We start from the raw sequence: 15,628 nt of genomic DNA, 5'->3' as shown, positions 1-15,628 counted from the left end.
CCTCACCACAGCACCAGAACGCAAAGGACATCCATGCCCGTCCCCACCACCCCCATCGGCCGCGTCCTCGTCACCGGCGGCGCCTCCGGACTCGGCGCAGCCGTCGTGGCCGCCGTCACCGAGGCCGGTGGCACCCCGATCGTCCTCGACCTGCGCATCGACCAGGTCCCCGAGGGCGTCGACGCCGTCGCCGTGGACGTCTCGGACACCGACGCCGTCGAACGTGCCGTCGCCGAAGCGGTCGAGCGCCACGGTGGCCTGGACGCCGTCGTCACCGCTGCGGGCATCGACACCCCCGCCCCGATCGACGCCATCTCGTCCGGCAACTGGGAGAAGATCGTCGGCGTCAACCTCATCGGCACCGCCTCGACCGTCCGCGCCGCGCTCCCCGCGCTCGAGGCCACACACGGCCGCGTCGTCACGATCTCGTCGTCGCTCGCCCTGCGCGGCGTCGGCCACGGCACCGCCTACTCGGCGTCGAAGTTCGGCGTCCGCGGGTTCTCGCAGGCCCTCGCCGCCGAGACCGCCGGCCGTGTCGGTGTCACCAACGTGATCCCCGCGGGCATGCGGACGAACTTCTTCGCCGACCGTACCGAGCAGTACAAGCCGGGGCCGGACGCGCAGCTCATCGAGCCGGAGTACGTCGCGAACTCGATCATCTTCGCCCTCTCGCAGCCGGCCGGGTGCGAGATCCGCGAGCTGTCGATCATGCCGGCGACGGAGCCCAGCTGGCCCTGACCGCGCCCGCGCCCGGCGCGCGCACCTGACGGACGGGAGGCCCGGTACCAGCTGGTACCGGGCCTCCCGTCCGTCAGCGGTCGGCCCGGGCCGCCGCCGAGGTCGCACGGACTGCCGCCCGGCGGGCCGCCCGGCAACCGTTCCAGCGACCTCGGCGATGCGCGCACGGCACGTCGCGCGACCCCGGGAGGCCCGCGCCCGCCCCGACGGACCGGCGCACCGCCGTCAGTTGGTGGCGAGCAGGTCCTCGACGTCCGCCAGGACGCGGTCCGGGGTGATCTCGTCGACGAAGGACGGGTCGTGCTCGCAGCGTTCCGCGGTCCAGCCCACCTGGGTGACGTCGATCCCGCACACCGGGCAGCGCGTGACGAAGCTCATGAGGACGCGGTGCCGTCCGCGGTCCAGGGGGCCGGCGTTGATGACGTTGCCGAACCAGAACACGCCGACGGTGGGGGTGCCGACGGCGACGGCGAGGTGCCGCGGGCCGGAGTCGTCGCCGACCATCACGTCGGCGGCACCGAGCACGGCGGGCAACTCCACCAGCGGCAGGGTGCCGGTGAGGTCGTGCAGCCGCCGGGCGGCGTCGGGGCCGACGGCCTCGGTGACGGACGCCCGGATCGCGGTCGCGGCCGGCCGGTCCGAGTCGTCGCCGACCAACACGACGTCGTCGCCCGCCTCGAGCCGGGCGACGGCGACGGCGGCGAACCGGTCCGGGCTCCAGCGGCGGCGGGGGTCGGTGGCGCCGGGGTGCATCGCGACGAGACGCCCGGTGACGCCGAGCCGCTGTCGGACCGCAGCCCGCTCGTCGTCGGTGACCGTGAGGCGGGGGCCGAGCGTGACCGGTTCCGCGCCGGCGAGCCCGACGACCTCGAGCGCCCGGAGCACCTCGTGCTGGTAGTAGACGTAGCGGACCCAGCGCTCGGTGGGGACGGCGTCCTCGGTGGCGGTACCGACCGAGTGCGCCGCGCCGAGCCGGAGCAGGAACGGGTTCGAGTTCCGACCGCCGCCGTGCAGCTGCACCGCCAGGTCGAACCGTCCGCGCAGGCGGGCGAAGAAGTCCTCCAGGTCGGGGGCGCCCTCGCCACCGTCGCGGACCCCGGGCGACACGGGGAGCTCCTCGACGGCGTGCACGGCGTCGGTGCGGCCGGCCAGCAGCACGCGGGCCGTCGGCGTCCCGAGCAGGATGATCCGGGCCTCCGGGTACGCGGCCGCCAGGGCCTCGATCGCCGGCATCGCGAACATCAGGTCACCGAGTCCCCCACCCCGGAGGACCGCGATCTCACGGACCCCCTCGAACCGTTCGCCGCCACGTCCGATCTGCACCACGCCTGTCGTCCTCCTCGGTGTCCGACGCGCCCCGGGAGTCCGTCGCACGTCCCTTCGTTCCTACCGACGGGCAGCCGTGCGGGTGCCGATCGGCCGGTGCTGCTGCGCCCCGTGGACACCACGACGGACCCCGTGGGCGCGCACAGCAGCAGCAGTGCAGCGTGGGGAGCCCCGGTGCACGCGACCGGACCACGACGAGAAGGACGCACATGACGCTCGATGCCCCCACCACCACCGCTCCGTCGTCGGACGACTCGTCCGCGGACACGATCACGGTGCTCGACCCCGTGACCGGTGAGGTGGCCTCGGAGACCCGGCGCAGCACGGCGGACGAGGTGCGTGACGCCGTCGCGCGGGCCCGGGCAGCGGCGACCGGCTGGGCACGCACGGCTCCCGGCGAGCGTGGGGCGCTCCTCCGCGCCGCGGCCGAGCGATTGCGCGACCACGCCGACGAGCTTGCGGCGATGAACACCCGCGAGACCGGCAAGGTGCCGGGCGACGCCCTCGGCGGGGTCGAGGCGGGCATCAACACGCTCATCCAGTACGCCGAGCTCGGCCCGCTGCACCGCGGTGAGGCGTTGCGCGGCAACCACGGCGCCGCCGACTTCGCGGTCCCGCACCCCCGGGGCGTCGTCCTCGCGCTGACCCCGTGGAACGACCCGGTGGCCGTGGCGTGCGGGATCCTCGGCGCGGCGATCGCGGCCGGCAACACCGTCGTCCACAAGGGCAGCGAGCGGAGCCCGGGCACGATCGCCCTGCTGAACCGCCTGCTCGCCGCCGAACTGCCCGAGGGCGTGCTCGTCGGGGTCGACGGCGACGCCACGACGGGCGAACAGCTCCTGGCCGAGGACGTCATCGCGGTCTACGCGCACGTCGGCTCGACCGCGACGGGTGACCGTCTCGCCGAGGCAGCACTCCGCACCCGCGCCCACGTCATCCGCGAGAACGGCGGCAACGACGCAGCCGTCGTGGACGCCGACGTCGACCCCGTCTGGGCCGCCGACCAGGTCGCCCTCGGGGCGTTCGCGAACACCGGGCAGATCTGCACGAGCGTCGAGCGCGTCTACGTGCACCGCGACGTCGCCGAGGAGTTCACCGCCGCCCTGGTGCGGGCCGCCGAGCGCAAGACGGCCTCTGCCGCGGCCGACTTCGGTCCCCTGGTGGACGAGCGGCTCCGTGCCACGGTGCAGCAGCACGTCGACCAGGCCGTCGCCGCGGGCGCCCAGGTGCTGACCGGCGGCGCCGTGCCCGCAGGCGCCGGCACCTTCTACCCCGCCACCGTCCTCACCGGCTGCACCGACGACATGCTCGTCCTCACCGAGGAGACCTTCGGTCCGGTCGCCCCGATCCGCATCGTCGAGGACATGGCCGAGGGCCTGCGTCTCGCCGCGGAGGACCGGTACGGCCTGGCCGCGACCGTCCTGACCGGCGACACCGCGTCCGCACTGCAGGCCGCCGCCGAGCTGCCGGTCGGCACCGTGAAGATCAACGCCGTGTTCGGTGGCGCGCCCGGCGGCAGCGCGGAGCCGCGCGGTGCGTCGGGCTCCGGCTTCGGCTACGGCCCGCACCTGCTCGACGAGATGACGACGACCACCGTCGTGCACCTCGAGGCCGCCCCGCGCCGCGCCACGGCCACCGCCGCGGGCAGCAGCGCCGTCGACCCGGCCACCGCCGGCAGCCACGACACCGACACCGCGACCGCCGAGGACGTCCGATGACCGCCGACGTCCGGATGGTCCGCCGGGTCGTGGATTCCGTCGCCGCGGCCGAGCCGGTCGTCGTCGTGGTCGGCGACGTGATCCTCGACCGATGGACGGTCGGCGCGGCCGAACGGGTCTCCCGTGAAGCCCCCGCGCCCGTCGTCCGGGTCACCGAGACGATCGCCGTCCCGGGAGGCGCGGCCAACACCGCCGTGAACGCCCGGGCCCTGGGTGCCCACGTCCGGATGGTCGCGCTGATCGGCGACGACGAGACCGGCCGCGTGCTCCGCGACCGCCTGGAGGCCGCCGGGGTCGACACCCGCTGGCTCGTGGCCGTGCCGGGAGCGACGACGACGAGCAAGGACCGGATCGTGGGCGGGGACCGCGTGGTGGTCCGGGTCGACGACCTGGCCGGCCCGCCGAGTGCCGCGGACACCGCGCTGCTCGCCGAGGCGACCGCCGCTGCCGTGCAGGGCCACGCGCCCTCGCAGGGCCACGCGCCGAGCACGGCCGGGTCCTCGGCCCCGACGGGCGTGCGGGCCGACGCCGTCGTGGTCTGCGACTACGACCTCGGGGTCGACGCGACCGCGATCGTGCCGGTGCTCGAACAGGACCGCCCCGCCACCGTCGTCGTCGATGCGCACGACCTCACCCGCTGGAGCGCCCTGCACCCCGACCTCGTCACCCCGAACGCGGGCGAGGCCGCCGCGTTGCTCGGCCGCGACCTCGGGCAGGGCGCCGAGCGTGCCGGCACCGTGGTGGCCGCCCGCGACGAGGTCCTCGCGGTCACCGGCGCCCGGAACGCCGTCGTCACGCTCGACCGGAACGGCACCGTCCTGCTCGAGGACGGCGCGGTCCCGACCACCGACGTGCACCGCACCCGTGCCACCCCGGCGTCCGAGCAGCAGGCCTCCGGCGCCGGCGACACGTTCTGTGCCGCCGCCTCGGTCGCCCTCGCCGTGGCGACCCCGGTGCGCGACGCCGTCTCGTTCGCGCAGGCCGCCGCCGACGTCGTCGTGCGTGAGGCCGGGACCTCCGTGTGCACCACCGACGCCCTCGTGGCGTCGGTGTCCGCCCCCGCCGAGACCGTCGTCGACCACGACCAGCTCGCCGACGCGGTCGACGAGGCCCGTCGTGCCGGTCGTCGCATCGTCTTCACGAACGGCTGCTTCGACGTCGTCCACCGCGGACACACGACCTACCTGCGGCAGGCCAGCGAGCTCGGCGACCTGCTCGTCGTCGCGCTGAACGACGACGACTCGGTCCGCCGTCTCAAGGGACCCGAGCGGCCGATCAACACCGCCGAGGACCGCGCCGGCGTGCTCGCCGCCCTGGCCTGCGTCGACCTGGTGACGGTGTTCGCGACCGACACCCCCATCCCGCTCATCGAGCGCATCCGCCCCGACGTCTACGTCAAGGGCGGGGACTACTCCCCCGAGATGCTCAGCGAGACCGAGGTGGTCCGCGCGCACGGCGGCGAGGTCGTGATGGTCGACTACGTGGCCGAGCACTCCACGAGCGCGGTGGTCCGTCGGATCCGCGAGACGGCGGCCGGCAACGGGACCGCTCCGGTTGCCCCGGCTGCCGACCCCGCTCCGGCCGGGCCAGGGGACGCATGACACGGGGCGCGCGGTGGTCCGGCGAGTGGGGTCGTCCGGCCGAGTTGACACCGACCGAGAGCGCCTCCGTCGACGTCGACGTCCTCGTTCCGACAGTGGGTCGGACCGCCGAGCTCGCCGCGACCCTCGCCGGGCTCGCCGCCCAGACCGAGGTGCCCTTCCGCCTGGTCCTCAGCGACCAATCCGAGACCGGTGACGTCGCCGAGCGTCCGGCGGTCGCCGCGATGGTCCGCGTCCTGGAGGCCCAGGGCCGCCCCGTCACGCTGCTCACCCACCCGGAACGGCGCGGCCTCGCCGAGCACCGGCAGTTCCTGCTCGACCACGCCCACGCCGACGCCGTGCTGTTCCTCGACGACGACGTGTGGCTGGAGCCCGGGTCCGTGCAGCGGATGCTCGACGCCCTGCGGTCGCTCGACACCGGCTTCGTCGGTAGCGCCGTCCAAGGGCTGTCCTACCTGCAGGACCGCCGCCCGCACGAGACCGAGCCGTTCACGCTCTGGGACGGCCCGGTCGTCCCCGAGGTGGTCCGTCGGGGCACGCCGGGCTTCGACCGCTGGTCGCTGCACAACGCCGCGAACCTGGTGCACGTCGCCGCCGAACTCGACGTCGAACCGGGCGGCTGGTTGCCCTACCGGGTCGCCTGGGTCGGGGCCTGCGCGATGTACGACCGCGCCGCACTCGAAGCCGTCGGTGGCTTCCGCTTCTGGGAGTCGCTGCCGACCGGCCACGCGGGTGAGGACGTCGTCGCGCAGTGGCTCGTGATGGAGCGCTTCGGCGGCGTCGGCATCGTCCCGTCGGGCGCCGTGCATCTCGAGGCTCCGACGACCGTGACCGACCGCTCGGTTGACGCCCCGGACGTCGTCTTCGCGCACGAGACGCACGACGCGCACCAGCACGAGCACGAGCACCGGTAGTACCGACCGCGCCGGGTCATACCGCGGTAGGGGGTCGGACGCGACCGCAGCGGGATGGCAGGACGCCCGTCGCTCCGTAGCGTCGTACCCGTCGGCGAGGTCCGCCGGCGGGAGGAGCGACACCCGTGTTCGACCAGATCACCCCCTTCGTCGTCGACCTGGCGTCATCGCCGCTCGTCTACCTCGTCCTGTTCGTCCTCTGCCTGGTCGACGGGTTCTTCCCGCCGGTGCCGAGCGAGACGGCCCTCGTCGCCGTCGCCGCGGTGGCCGCGACCTCCGGACAGCCGGTCCTGGCCGTGGTGCTCGGCGCCGCTGCCCTCGGTGCGATCGCCGGGGACTCGATCGCCTACGCGATCGGCCGACGCGTCGGGCTCAAGCGGCTCCGGAACGCCCGACGGCCCCGGATCGCGGCGGCGTTCGCGTTCGCCGAGCGGCAGATGCAGCGCCGGTCCGCCAGCCTCATCCTGATCGGGCGGTACATCCCGGTCGGACGCGTCGCCGTGAACATGACCGCCGGCGCCACCGGGCTGCCCTACCGACGGTTCCTCGGCATCAGTGCGGTCGCGGGCGTCGCCTGGAGTGCCACGTCCATCGGCATCGCGCTCGCCACGTCGTCGTTCCTGCACGAGCCGCTCGTCGCGGCCGCGGTCTCGATGGTCGTCGCCGGCGGCCTCGGCCTGGTGGTGGACCGGGTGCTCGGTAGGATCCAGCGCAGACGGGACGCACGTGCCGCCGCCGCCGCCGCCGTGACCGGCGCCGTCACGAGCACGGCCGCCGTCACGGACACCGACCGGGAGGCACGCCTCACCCCCGCGACGGACCGTCCGGTCCGCACCGCTCGGGCCACGACGACCCCGCGCACCGCCACCTGCCCCCTCACCACCGGAGAGACCGCCCGACCGTGACCGACCGCACCAGCCGGAGCGTCCCGGCCCAGACCCCGGCACGGACTCCGGCCCGGACCGTCCCCGGGACGTTCCGGATCCCCGGGACGCGGCTGCGGGCCTCCCGGTCGGTCGTCCTCACCCGCGGTTCCCTCGTCGTCGCCGCCGTCACGCTGCTGGCGGTCGGTGCGCCGGTCGCGGCCGTCGTGCACGGCGTCCCGGTGCCGCTGGCGCTCCTGGTGACCGCGGTGCTCAGCGCGACGCTCCTGGTCGCACCGGCTCGGCCGCGCTCGGCAACAGCCGTCCATCTGCTCGCCCTCGCCGGACTCGGCGTCCTGACCGCCCCCGGCCGGGTCGGACCGTGGCCGCTGCCTGTGACCGCGATGATCGGCCTGGCCGTGCTGCTCGTCGTCCTCGGACTCCGGACCGGGTGGCGGACCACGGCCGTCGCCTGGGGCGCGTCGACCGTCCTGACCCTGGTGCTCGTCGCCGCGACACCCGACCGCTGGGCCGAACCGGAGGTCTGGGTGAGCACACTCGTCGTCTCGTCCGGCAGCGGGCTGCTCATCGGGGCCGCCGCGGTCCTGCTCGGGCAGCGCCGGAGCGTCGGCGCCGAGCTCGTCGCCGCGCGCCAGGACGCCGAGCAGCAGGCCGGAGCCCGCCGTGCGGTCGAGGAGCGTGCCCGGATCGCCCGGGAGCTGCACGACGTCGTCGCGCACAGCATGTCGGTCGTGCACATGCAGGCCGAGTCCGCGCCATACCGGGTGGCGGACCTGCCCCCGGCGGCACGGGCGGAGTTCCGGACGATCGCCGAGACCTCCCGCACCGCTCTGCGGGAGATGCGGCAGCTGCTCGGCACCCTCCGCGGTGAGGAGGACGCCGAGCGTGCCCCGCAGCCCGGGCTGTCGGACCTGCCGGCGCTCGTCGCGTCGACGCGGGCGGCGGGGCTCACGGTCACGCTGGACGTCCTCGGCGCAGCGGACTCCGCAGTCGAGGACACGGTCGGCCGGGTCACGCAGCTCACCGTGTACCGCATCGTCCAGGAGGCGCTCGGCAACGTCGTCCGTCACGCCCCCGGAGCCGACACCACGGTGGCCGTCCGGGTGTCGGACGCCGCCGTCGAGGTGACCGTGACGAACGCCGCGGCGCCCCTCGCTCCCCCACCGCCGGCCGACGACGGCGGGTACGGCCTCGCCGGCATGCGCTCCCGCGTCGCCGCGCTCGACGGCACGCTCGACACCGGCCGCACCACGGGCGGTGGCTTCCGCGTCGCCGCGACCCTTCCCCACCACCCGGACGGAGACCCCCGATGACCCGAGTGCTCGTCGTCGACGACCAGGCGGTGTTCCGCATGGGACTCGTCGCGATCCTCGGCTCGCAACCCGACCTCGAGGTCGTGGCGGAGGCCGGCGACGGAGCCGAGGCCGTCGCGCTCGGCATCGACCTGGAACCCGACGTCGTGCTGATGGACGTCCGGATGCCGGTGCTCGACGGCATCGAGGCGACACGACGCCTCACCGCGGCGCCGAGTGCACGGCCGGTCCGTGTCCTCATGCTGACGACGTTCGACATCGACGACTACGTGTTCGACGCGCTGCGGGCAGGGGCCAGCGGCTTCCTGCTCAAGGACGCCGGGGCCGAGGACCTGATCGCCGCCGTGCGCACCATCGCCGCCGGGGACGCCCTGCTCGCGCCCCGGGTCACCCGCCACCTGGTCGAGGCGTTCATCGCCGCGCCCCGACCCGCCGCGCCGGCCGCGGACGTGCTCACCGTCCTCACCGACCGGGAGCGGGACGTCTTCATGCTCATGGCGCGGGGACGCTCCAACGGGGAGATCGGCCGCGAGCTGTTCATCGCCGAGCAGACCGTCAAGACCCACGTCGGCCGGGTGCTGGCGAAGCTGCAGCTACGGGACCGGGTGCACGCCGTGGTGCTGGCGTACGAGTCCGGCCTGGTCACCCCGGCCGGCTGAGTCGGACGGCCGTCGCGTCGGTCGCGGCAGTCGGGTCGGTCGCGTCGGTCCTGGCGGCGGTCGCGGCCGCTGCCGTGGCAGGATCGAGAGGGCGGCGGTCTCGGCGCCAGCGACGACAGGGACGAGGACACGATGGCCAGCTTCACCCGCGGGTTCGGCGGACGCCGCCGTGACGTCGACGACAGCAAGGTCCCGCCCGGGCAGACCCTGGTGCACGACTGGCCGGTCCTGTCCGCCGGCGCGACGCCGGAGATCGAGCCGTCCGAGTGGAGCTTCTCGATCCGCACCGAGTCCGGTCTGCACTCGTGGACGTGGGACGAGGTCCGGGCGCTCGGGCTCGAGGACGTCACGGTCGACATCCACTGCGTCACGCACTGGACGAAGCTCGGCATGGGCTGGCGCGGTGTCCCGCTCGACAAGCTGTTCGCCGAGGTCGAGACCGCGCTCGACTTCTGCATGGTGCACAGCTTCGGTGGCTACACCACGAACGTCCCGCTCGACGAGCTGCTCGAGGGGCAGGCCTGGATCGCGTTCGAGGCGGACGGTGAGCCCCTGACCCCGGAGCACGGCGGCCCCGCACGACTGCTCGTCCCGCACCTGTACTTCTGGAAGAGCGCGAAGTGGGTGCGCGGCATCGTGATGCGCGCCGAGGACGAGCCCGGGTTCTGGGAGAACGCCGGCTACAACATGCACGGCGACCCGTGGAAGGAAGAGCGGTACTGGTGAGCCTGCCCACTGCGCCGGTCCGGCCGCTCCGCCGTCCCGCGTGGCACGACGCCACGGTCGTGGCGGTCGCTCCCGAGACGCCGAATGCCGGCCGCCTGGTCCTCGACGTGCCGACCTGGCCGGGCAACGACCCCGGGCAGCACCTGGACCTCCGTCTGACGGCCGAGGACGGCTACCAGGCCACCCGTTCGTACTCGATCGCCTCCGCCGGGGACGGCACCCGGATCACCCTCGCGGTGGACCGGGTCGAGGACGGCGAGGTCTCCCCGTTCCTGGTCGACGCCGTCGAGGTCGGTGACTCGCTCGAGGTGCACGGTCCGCTCGGCGGCTGGTTCGTCTGGCGCCCGGACGTGTCGGCGGCGCACCCCCGGCCCGTGCAGTTGATCGCCGGTGGGTCGGGCGTCGTGCCGCTGCTGCCGATGGTCACCGCGCACGCCGAGGCAGCCGACCCGTCGCCGTTCCGGATGCTCTACGCCGTCCGGACGCCCGAAGACGTCTTCTTCCGCGCTGAACTCGACGCGGCGCTCGCCCTGGCGGACCGCGCGCCGTTCACGCTCGAGGTCGTGTACAGCCGCCAGAGCCCGCCCGGGGCCGAGACGCCCGCCGGACGTCTGACGCGCGACCGGCTCGCCGCGTCGGTCCTGCCGCCCGAGGCCGGGGCCCTGGTCTACGTCTGCGGATCGACGCCGTTCGTGGAACAGGTGCTGCGCTGGCTCGGCGAGCTCGGGCACGACGTCACCGAGGTCCGGGCGGAGCGCTTCGGCGGCGCCTGAGCACCCGACATGACGAGAGCAGGCGGCCCCGCGTGGGACCGCCTGCTCATCGTGCTGTGGTTCAGTTGCGCGCCGGGAACTCCTGGACGAAGAACTTCTGCGCCTCCGACTTCCGGCCGGACGAGTCCTCGACCCACATCTTGTACTCGAGCCAGGAGGAGCCCTCGGGGAGGGTCACGTCGATGTCGGTGAACTTCCCGATGCCGCCACCTGCCGTGTAGGTCGCGCGATCGGTGAAGGTCACACCGTCAGAGGACTGCTGGACATGGAGCGTGCCGTCGGTCGGACGGGTGACCGTGGCCTCGCGGCGGGCGTGGTCGTACGCGGTGAAGAGCGACTCGACCGCACCGGTCTCGAAGTCGTTCGTCCACCCACCGTCGGTCCCGCTCACGGCGAGGACGTTCGGCATGCCCGGCTGCTTCGCGTCCTGCTCGGGCTGCGGCTGGGGTTCCGGCGCGGGGTTCGGGTCCGCCGGCACGGGCAGCGGGGTGAGGGTGGGGCGCGGCCCCGGCGTCTCGGGCGGCGTGCCCGGCGCGACGGCGGACCAGAGCACGGACTCGACCGTGGCGAAGTTGTACGCGTTGTACTTCGTTCCGAACCGCAGCTCGAAGGTCGGGGAATCGGACGCGACGCTCGCCGAGAACCGCCCACCGGCGCCGACCTTGCCGGCCTGGTAGCCATGGCCGGCGTTGATCTGGACATCGCGGACGCGCTCGGTGATCACGCCTTCGACGGAGATCCGCCCCTGGTCGTACACGGCGGAGGTCAGGGTGACGATGCCGTGGGCGAACACGTGGCCGCCGGAGCCCAGCTCCGGCGTGGTCGCGGCGGCCGCGACGGACGAGGTCGGGGCGGTCGCTGCCATCGCCGGGAGCGAGCCGACGACGGGGGCGCCGAGCGCCAGCACGAGGCCGGCGGCGGCGGTGATGAGGGTGCACTTCTTCTGCATGGGGTGGTGTTGCTCCTGCGTTCGGGGCGGATGGGCCGAGCAGCACTGTGCCATTGCAATCTGACGGTATTTCGGATGCAATGTCCATCGGTGTCGACCGGACGACCGGGCTCTCTGTCAACACCGCGCTCGACTGATGCGGGGAGATTGCGGGAAACCGCATGTTGGACCGATGACCCCACCTCGGGGGGTGACCGCTCCGAAGACATGCCCGGGACCTGCGGCGGACCACCCATCCGCCCGGCCTCCGGAGGCGACGAGGCCTCTGCGCCGGCGTGGGCGCGGGGACCCGAACCCTGCGCCCAGCCGGCACCCCCGGCGTGACGATGTCCCCGGTCCGCGATCCCCCGGCAGGGCGCCCGTGAACGACGGAACCCCCGACCGATGGCCGGGGGTTCCTGGTGTCCTCTGGAGGGACTGTCCGAGCGGATGACGAGATTCGAACTCGCGACCCTCACCTTGGCAAGGTGATGCGCTACCACTGCGCCACATCCGCATGCTGGTCACCGGGGTGACCAACGTCGACAACTGTACCTGACGACGGGCGCGATCCGGGCCTCCCGACCGCGTGTCGGGCGCGCCGGACGGAAGTCCCGCTCGCATGACCGGGGGTCGGGTTAGGGTCGGAGGCGTGACGACGACGTTCCGACGCAGTTCCCCGTCCGCCCTCGGCATCGACGCGGCGGGCGTCGACCGGCTGGTCATCGCCCTCGAGGGCGCGCCCGGCGTGGAGCCGCACAGCATCATGGTCCTCCGGCACGGCGAGGTCGCCGCCGAGGGCTGGTGGGCCCCGTTCGCCGCCGACAGGGTGCACCTGCTCTACTCGCTGAGCAAGAGCTTCACCGCGGCGGCCGTCGGGATCGCCGTCCGTGCCGGGCTCGTCGACCTGGACGCCACCGTGATCAGCCACTTCCCGGAGCTCGACGCCGAGGTCACCGACGAGCGCACTCGCCGGATGCGCGTCCGCCACCTGCTGGCGATGGCGAGTGGGCACCGGACGGAGACCATCGAGCGGGCCCGGCAGCTCGACCCGACGAACACCGTCCGGGGCTTCCTGCTGCTGCCGGTGGACGAGGAGCCGGGCACCGTCTTCGCCTACAACCAGCCGTGCACGTACACGCTCGGCGAGATCGTGCGGCGGGTCAGCGGGACCTCGCTGCTCGAGTACCTGCGGCCCCGGCTGTTCGAACCGCTCGGCATCGACGACTTCGCCTGGTGCCGGGACGACTCCGGCGCCGAACTCGGCTACAGCGGCGGCTACACGACGACCGACGCCGTCGCTGCCCTCGGACAGCTCTACCTGCAGGGTGGCGTGTGGAACGGCGAGCGGCTGCTCGACCAGGACTGGGTCGCCGCGGCCACCAGCACCCGCGTCGAGAACCCGGACGAGGCGAACCCGGACTGGTCGGTCGGCTACGGGTTCCAGTTCTGGATGGCCCGGCACGGGTTCCGCGGCGACGGTGCCTACGGGCAGTTCTGCATCGTGCTGCCGGAGCAGGACGTGGTCGTGGCGACGACCGGGCAGAGCCTCGACATGCAGGCCGTCCTCGACGCGGTGTGGGAACACCTGCTGCCGGCCATCGACCGGCCGGGGTCCACCGCGGACGACGAGCGTCTCCGCGCACGACTCGCGGGCCTCGCGCTGCCGCCGGTGGTCGGCGGACCGCTCGGCGACCTGCCGGACGGATCCGCCTCGGTCGCCGGGTCACCGTCCGCGCGCCTGGGCGCCGGACTGGAGGCCCTGCACCTGTCCCATGACACCGACCGCGGGTGGGTGCTCACCCTCCGCGACCCCTGGGGCGAGGTCGTCGCACCGGTCGGCGACGGCTCATGGGCGATCGACGGCGCGACCGCGACCAGCGGAGCCCGGGACGGCGACGAGCTGTCCATCGACGTCCGGTTCGTGGAGACCCCCCACCTGCTGCACGTCCGGTGGGACCTGGCGTCGGGCACCGCTTCGGCCGCCTGGGAGACCGAGCCGCTGCACGACGCCGCGTCGACCCTGCACCGCCCCGCCGACTGACAGCTGCTGCCGGGGACCGGCTCCGGGCGTTCCTGCACGGTGCGCGCGGTTCAGCGCGTCGCGCCGGTGACCACCGCGTGCGCGAACGACCACTGCGCGTCCCGCACGCCGGAGCACATGTACGCGCCGATGGACGGGTTGCACGGCTGGTCACGGGTGGCTTCCCAGTAGGACAGCACCTCGATGCCGTTCGCCACGGACCACTTGGCGAGGTCCTGGGCGTCCGCGCGGGTGAAGACCTCACCGGTGTCGTTGAGACCGACCATCGGCGTGAGGCCGATCATCGACAACCGTGCCGAGGCGCTGAGCCCGGCGTAGGCGGGGATCGTCGCGAGCTGCCCGGCGGTCGCCACGGCGGCGGACTTCGCGGCGGCGCCCATCGGCCGGGTGCCCTGTCCGTAGTCCATCGCCATGAGGTTCACCGCGACCGGGCGGACCCCGGCAGCGGCGAGGCCCCGGACGGCCGCGACCCCCTCGCCGAGGAGCCCCGTCGGCATCACCGGCAGCGTGAGTGAGAAGTCGAGGTGACGACCCTTCGCGGCCTGTGCGGCGACGACCCGGGCGATGGCGGTCGCGCGACGCTGGTTCGCCGCCGTGTCGCCGAGCGCGGTGCCCTCGATGTCCAGGTCGATCCGGTCGACGCCGAACCGCTCGACGACCTGCTGGTAGGCCGCCTGCAGCTTCGCCGGGTCGGTGCACCGCAGCGCGAGTTCGCTGTTCACGGCACCGCCGAACGACACCACCACTTGGCCACCGCTCGCCTGGAACGCGGCGATGTTCGCGTGGAAGTCCTGCGGGCCGCCGATCCGGTACGCGTCGAAGCCCGCCCAGGCCGGGGTGCAGGCGCTGCCGCCGTTGTCCGAGACGACGAACGCCAGCGTGAAGGCCCGCATGCCGGTCTGCTTCGCGAAGGTCCGCAGGTCGGCGGTCGGCCAGAGCCCGAGGTCGACGTACGGGGCGATCAGGGTCCGACCAGCGCGCGGCTGGGTCAGTGGTGCCGGCACGGCGATCGGGGTCGGCGCCGGAGTGCTCGAGACGGGCGCACCGGTGGGGACACCGGACACGGTGCAGGCGACGTCCGTGCCGGCCGGCAGGTCCAGCACGGTGCAGGCGGTCGGGACGACGGCGGCACCGCCGGTGGTCGCCGAGGTGAGCCCGAACGACGTCGCGGCTCCGGCATCGAGCGTGGTGGCGTAGGACGGGGCGGAGGCGATGAAGCCGCCGGTGGTCGGGCTCGCGCTGGCATCCCAGATCGTGGCGACCCTGTCAGCGGTGGTGAAGCGGATGCGCCAGGGGGCGAGACGCAGGGCGGTCCGGTTCGTCACGCTGACCGAGGACTGGCTGCCGGTCGTCCAGGTGGCGGTGTGCAACCAGCCGACCGCGACGGTGCCGTCCCGCCCGGTCGCCGGCTTCGGAGCCGGAGTCGGAGTCGGCTTCGGACTCGGCTTCGGGGTGGCCGGCGGCTTGCCGGGTGTGGTCGCACCCCCGTTCACCGAGCACGGCGTCGCCGCACCGATGACCGTGCACGAGGTCGGCACCGTGCCCGCCTTCGGGACCTTCCGCGAGTCGATCCGGAACGAGGCCGTCGCTCCCGTCGCGATGTCCGGACGCGCCGTCAACCCGGCCAAGGTGAGCGACCCCTTCGCGCTCGACACCTTCCGGACGTCGCGGAACGTGCGGGCGTCCGAGCCGTACGCGAACAGGATCGTCCAGCCGCGCCACGTGGCGCCGGACCCGTTCGTGACGCCGACCGTGGAACGGAACCCGGTGGACGTCACCGCGCTGTTCTTCCACGTGACGGACACCTTCGGGGTCGCCGCGGCCGAGGCCGACGGAGCGGTGACCGTCGACCCGACCAGCGGGACCAGCGCGAGGAGCACGGCCGCCGGCAGGAACCGTCGGATCAGGGTCGGACGCCGCATGGGGCCACTCCTCGGGTCGGGAACCACCCGCCGCCCCCTCGGGCCGGGCCTCGTGTTCCGTCAGCACCTATCGGCGGTGCGG

At 73.9% G+C, this 15,628-nt stretch carries 13 protein-coding genes and 1 tRNA gene; 10 read left to right on the top strand and 4 right to left on the bottom strand.

Translation table 11 applies throughout. From position 1 onward, the window contains the following. Positions 1-33: 33 nt before the first annotated feature. Positions 34-738, top strand: a complete 705-nt coding sequence (locus tag DEI97_RS08660) for an SDR family oxidoreductase (RefSeq protein ID WP_111073423.1) — start codon at positions 34-36, stop codon at positions 736-738. A 225-nt stretch (positions 739-963) separates the two neighbouring features. Here the strand turns inward: DEI97_RS08660 and DEI97_RS08655 are convergent, their stop codons facing one another. Further along, positions 964-2,064, bottom strand: coding sequence for a glycosyltransferase family 9 protein (locus tag DEI97_RS08655; protein WP_111073422.1), 1,101 nt, complete (start codon positions 2,062-2,064; stop codon positions 964-966). Positions 2,065-2,273: 209 nt separating this feature from the next. On the opposite strand from DEI97_RS08655, the gene DEI97_RS08650 reads away from it, so the two are divergent. The 8 genes from DEI97_RS08650 to DEI97_RS08615 all read left to right on the top strand — a co-directional run bounded on the left by DEI97_RS08650 (position 2,274) and on the right by DEI97_RS08615 (position 10,652). Next, complete coding sequence (locus DEI97_RS08650; protein ID WP_111073421.1) at positions 2,274-3,782, top strand: aldehyde dehydrogenase family protein; 1,509 nt, start codon at positions 2,274-2,276, stop codon at positions 3,780-3,782. After that, positions 3,779-5,383: a D-glycero-beta-D-manno-heptose 1-phosphate adenylyltransferase gene (rfaE2, locus tag DEI97_RS08645; protein ID WP_111073420.1), complete on the top strand. Its 1,605-nt coding sequence runs from the start codon at positions 3,779-3,781 to the stop codon at positions 5,381-5,383. The genes DEI97_RS08650 and rfaE2 overlap by 4 nt, the downstream gene beginning before the upstream one ends. Beyond that, the gene (locus tag DEI97_RS08640; RefSeq protein WP_111073419.1) at positions 5,380-6,297 is read left to right on the top strand and encodes a glycosyltransferase family 2 protein; all 918 of its coding nucleotides are present in this window, start codon (positions 5,380-5,382) and stop codon (positions 6,295-6,297) included. Before rfaE2 ends, DEI97_RS08640 begins: the two co-directional genes overlap by 4 nt. A 125-nt stretch (positions 6,298-6,422) precedes the next feature. Continuing rightward, positions 6,423-7,202, top strand: a complete 780-nt coding sequence (locus DEI97_RS08635; protein ID WP_111073418.1) for a DedA family protein — start codon at positions 6,423-6,425, stop codon at positions 7,200-7,202. Beyond that, positions 7,199-8,494 carry a sensor histidine kinase gene (locus DEI97_RS08630; protein WP_111073417.1) on the top strand — a complete coding sequence of 432 codons (1,296 nt, stop codon included), beginning with the start codon at positions 7,199-7,201 and terminating at the stop codon, positions 8,492-8,494. Before DEI97_RS08635 ends, DEI97_RS08630 begins: the two co-directional genes overlap by 4 nt. Further along, entirely contained in the window at positions 8,491-9,153 is a 663-nt protein-coding gene (locus DEI97_RS08625; RefSeq protein WP_111073416.1) for a response regulator, read from the top strand. The genes DEI97_RS08630 and DEI97_RS08625 overlap by 4 nt, the downstream gene beginning before the upstream one ends. Positions 9,154-9,285: 132 nt before the next feature. After that, positions 9,286-9,879 carry a molybdopterin-dependent oxidoreductase gene (locus DEI97_RS08620; RefSeq protein ID WP_111073415.1) on the top strand — a complete coding sequence of 198 codons (594 nt, stop codon included), beginning with the start codon at positions 9,286-9,288 and terminating at the stop codon, positions 9,877-9,879. Continuing rightward, positions 9,876-10,652, top strand: coding sequence for an FAD-binding oxidoreductase (locus DEI97_RS08615; protein WP_111073414.1), 777 nt, complete (start codon positions 9,876-9,878; stop codon positions 10,650-10,652). The genes DEI97_RS08620 and DEI97_RS08615 overlap by 4 nt, the downstream gene beginning before the upstream one ends. Before the next feature lie 61 nt (positions 10,653-10,713). On the opposite strand, the gene DEI97_RS08610 is transcribed toward DEI97_RS08615, so the two are convergent. Together DEI97_RS08610 and DEI97_RS08605 are read right to left on the bottom strand one after the other, a co-directional pair. After that, entirely contained in the window at positions 10,714-11,601 is an 888-nt protein-coding gene (locus DEI97_RS08610) for a hypothetical protein (RefSeq protein ID WP_111073413.1), read from the bottom strand. Between the two features lie 424 nt (positions 11,602-12,025). Continuing rightward, positions 12,026-12,097, bottom strand: a tRNA-Gly gene (locus DEI97_RS08605). A gap of 135 nt (positions 12,098-12,232) precedes the next feature. On the opposite strand from DEI97_RS08605, the gene DEI97_RS08600 reads away from it, so the two are divergent. Beyond that, on the top strand, positions 12,233-13,624 hold the full coding sequence (locus DEI97_RS08600) for a serine hydrolase domain-containing protein (protein WP_258376610.1): 1,392 nt from the start codon (positions 12,233-12,235) through the stop codon (positions 13,622-13,624). 50 nt (positions 13,625-13,674) lie between these two features. On the opposite strand, the gene DEI97_RS08595 is transcribed toward DEI97_RS08600, so the two are convergent. After that, positions 13,675-15,546 carry a glycoside hydrolase family 18 protein gene (locus DEI97_RS08595; protein ID WP_111073411.1) on the bottom strand — a complete coding sequence of 624 codons (1,872 nt, stop codon included), beginning with the start codon at positions 15,544-15,546 and terminating at the stop codon, positions 13,675-13,677. Between the last annotated feature and the right edge of the window lie 82 nt (positions 15,547-15,628).

The organism is Curtobacterium sp. MCLR17_032, from assembly GCF_003234795.2.
GTDB lineage: Bacteria > Actinomycetota > Actinomycetes > Actinomycetales > Microbacteriaceae > Curtobacterium.
The sequence above is the reverse complement of the archived record's forward strand: the minus strand, read 5'-3'. Positions and strand labels throughout refer to the sequence as shown.

Excerpts from the sequence above, each read along its gene's own strand:
- DEI97_RS08620 (WP_111073415.1), top strand. The coding sequence starts at position 9,286 with ATGGCCAGCTTCACCCGCGGGTTCGGCGGACGCCGCCGTGACGTCGAC.
- rfaE2 (WP_111073420.1), top strand. The coding sequence starts at position 3,779 with ATGACCGCCGACGTCCGGATGGTCCGCCGGGTCGTGGATTCCGTCGCC.
- DEI97_RS08610 (WP_111073413.1), bottom strand. The coding sequence starts at position 11,601 with ATGCAGAAGAAGTGCACCCTCATCACCGCCGCCGCCGGCCTCGTGCTG.
- DEI97_RS08640 (WP_111073419.1), top strand. The coding sequence starts at position 5,380 with ATGACACGGGGCGCGCGGTGGTCCGGCGAGTGGGGTCGTCCGGCCGAG.
- DEI97_RS08650 (WP_111073421.1), top strand. The coding sequence starts at position 2,274 with ATGACGCTCGATGCCCCCACCACCACCGCTCCGTCGTCGGACGACTCG.
- DEI97_RS08660 (WP_111073423.1), top strand. The coding sequence starts at position 34 with ATGCCCGTCCCCACCACCCCCATCGGCCGCGTCCTCGTCACCGGCGGC.
- DEI97_RS08625 (WP_111073416.1), top strand. The coding sequence starts at position 8,491 with ATGACCCGAGTGCTCGTCGTCGACGACCAGGCGGTGTTCCGCATGGGA.
- DEI97_RS08595 (WP_111073411.1), bottom strand. The coding sequence starts at position 15,546 with ATGCGGCGTCCGACCCTGATCCGACGGTTCCTGCCGGCGGCCGTGCTC.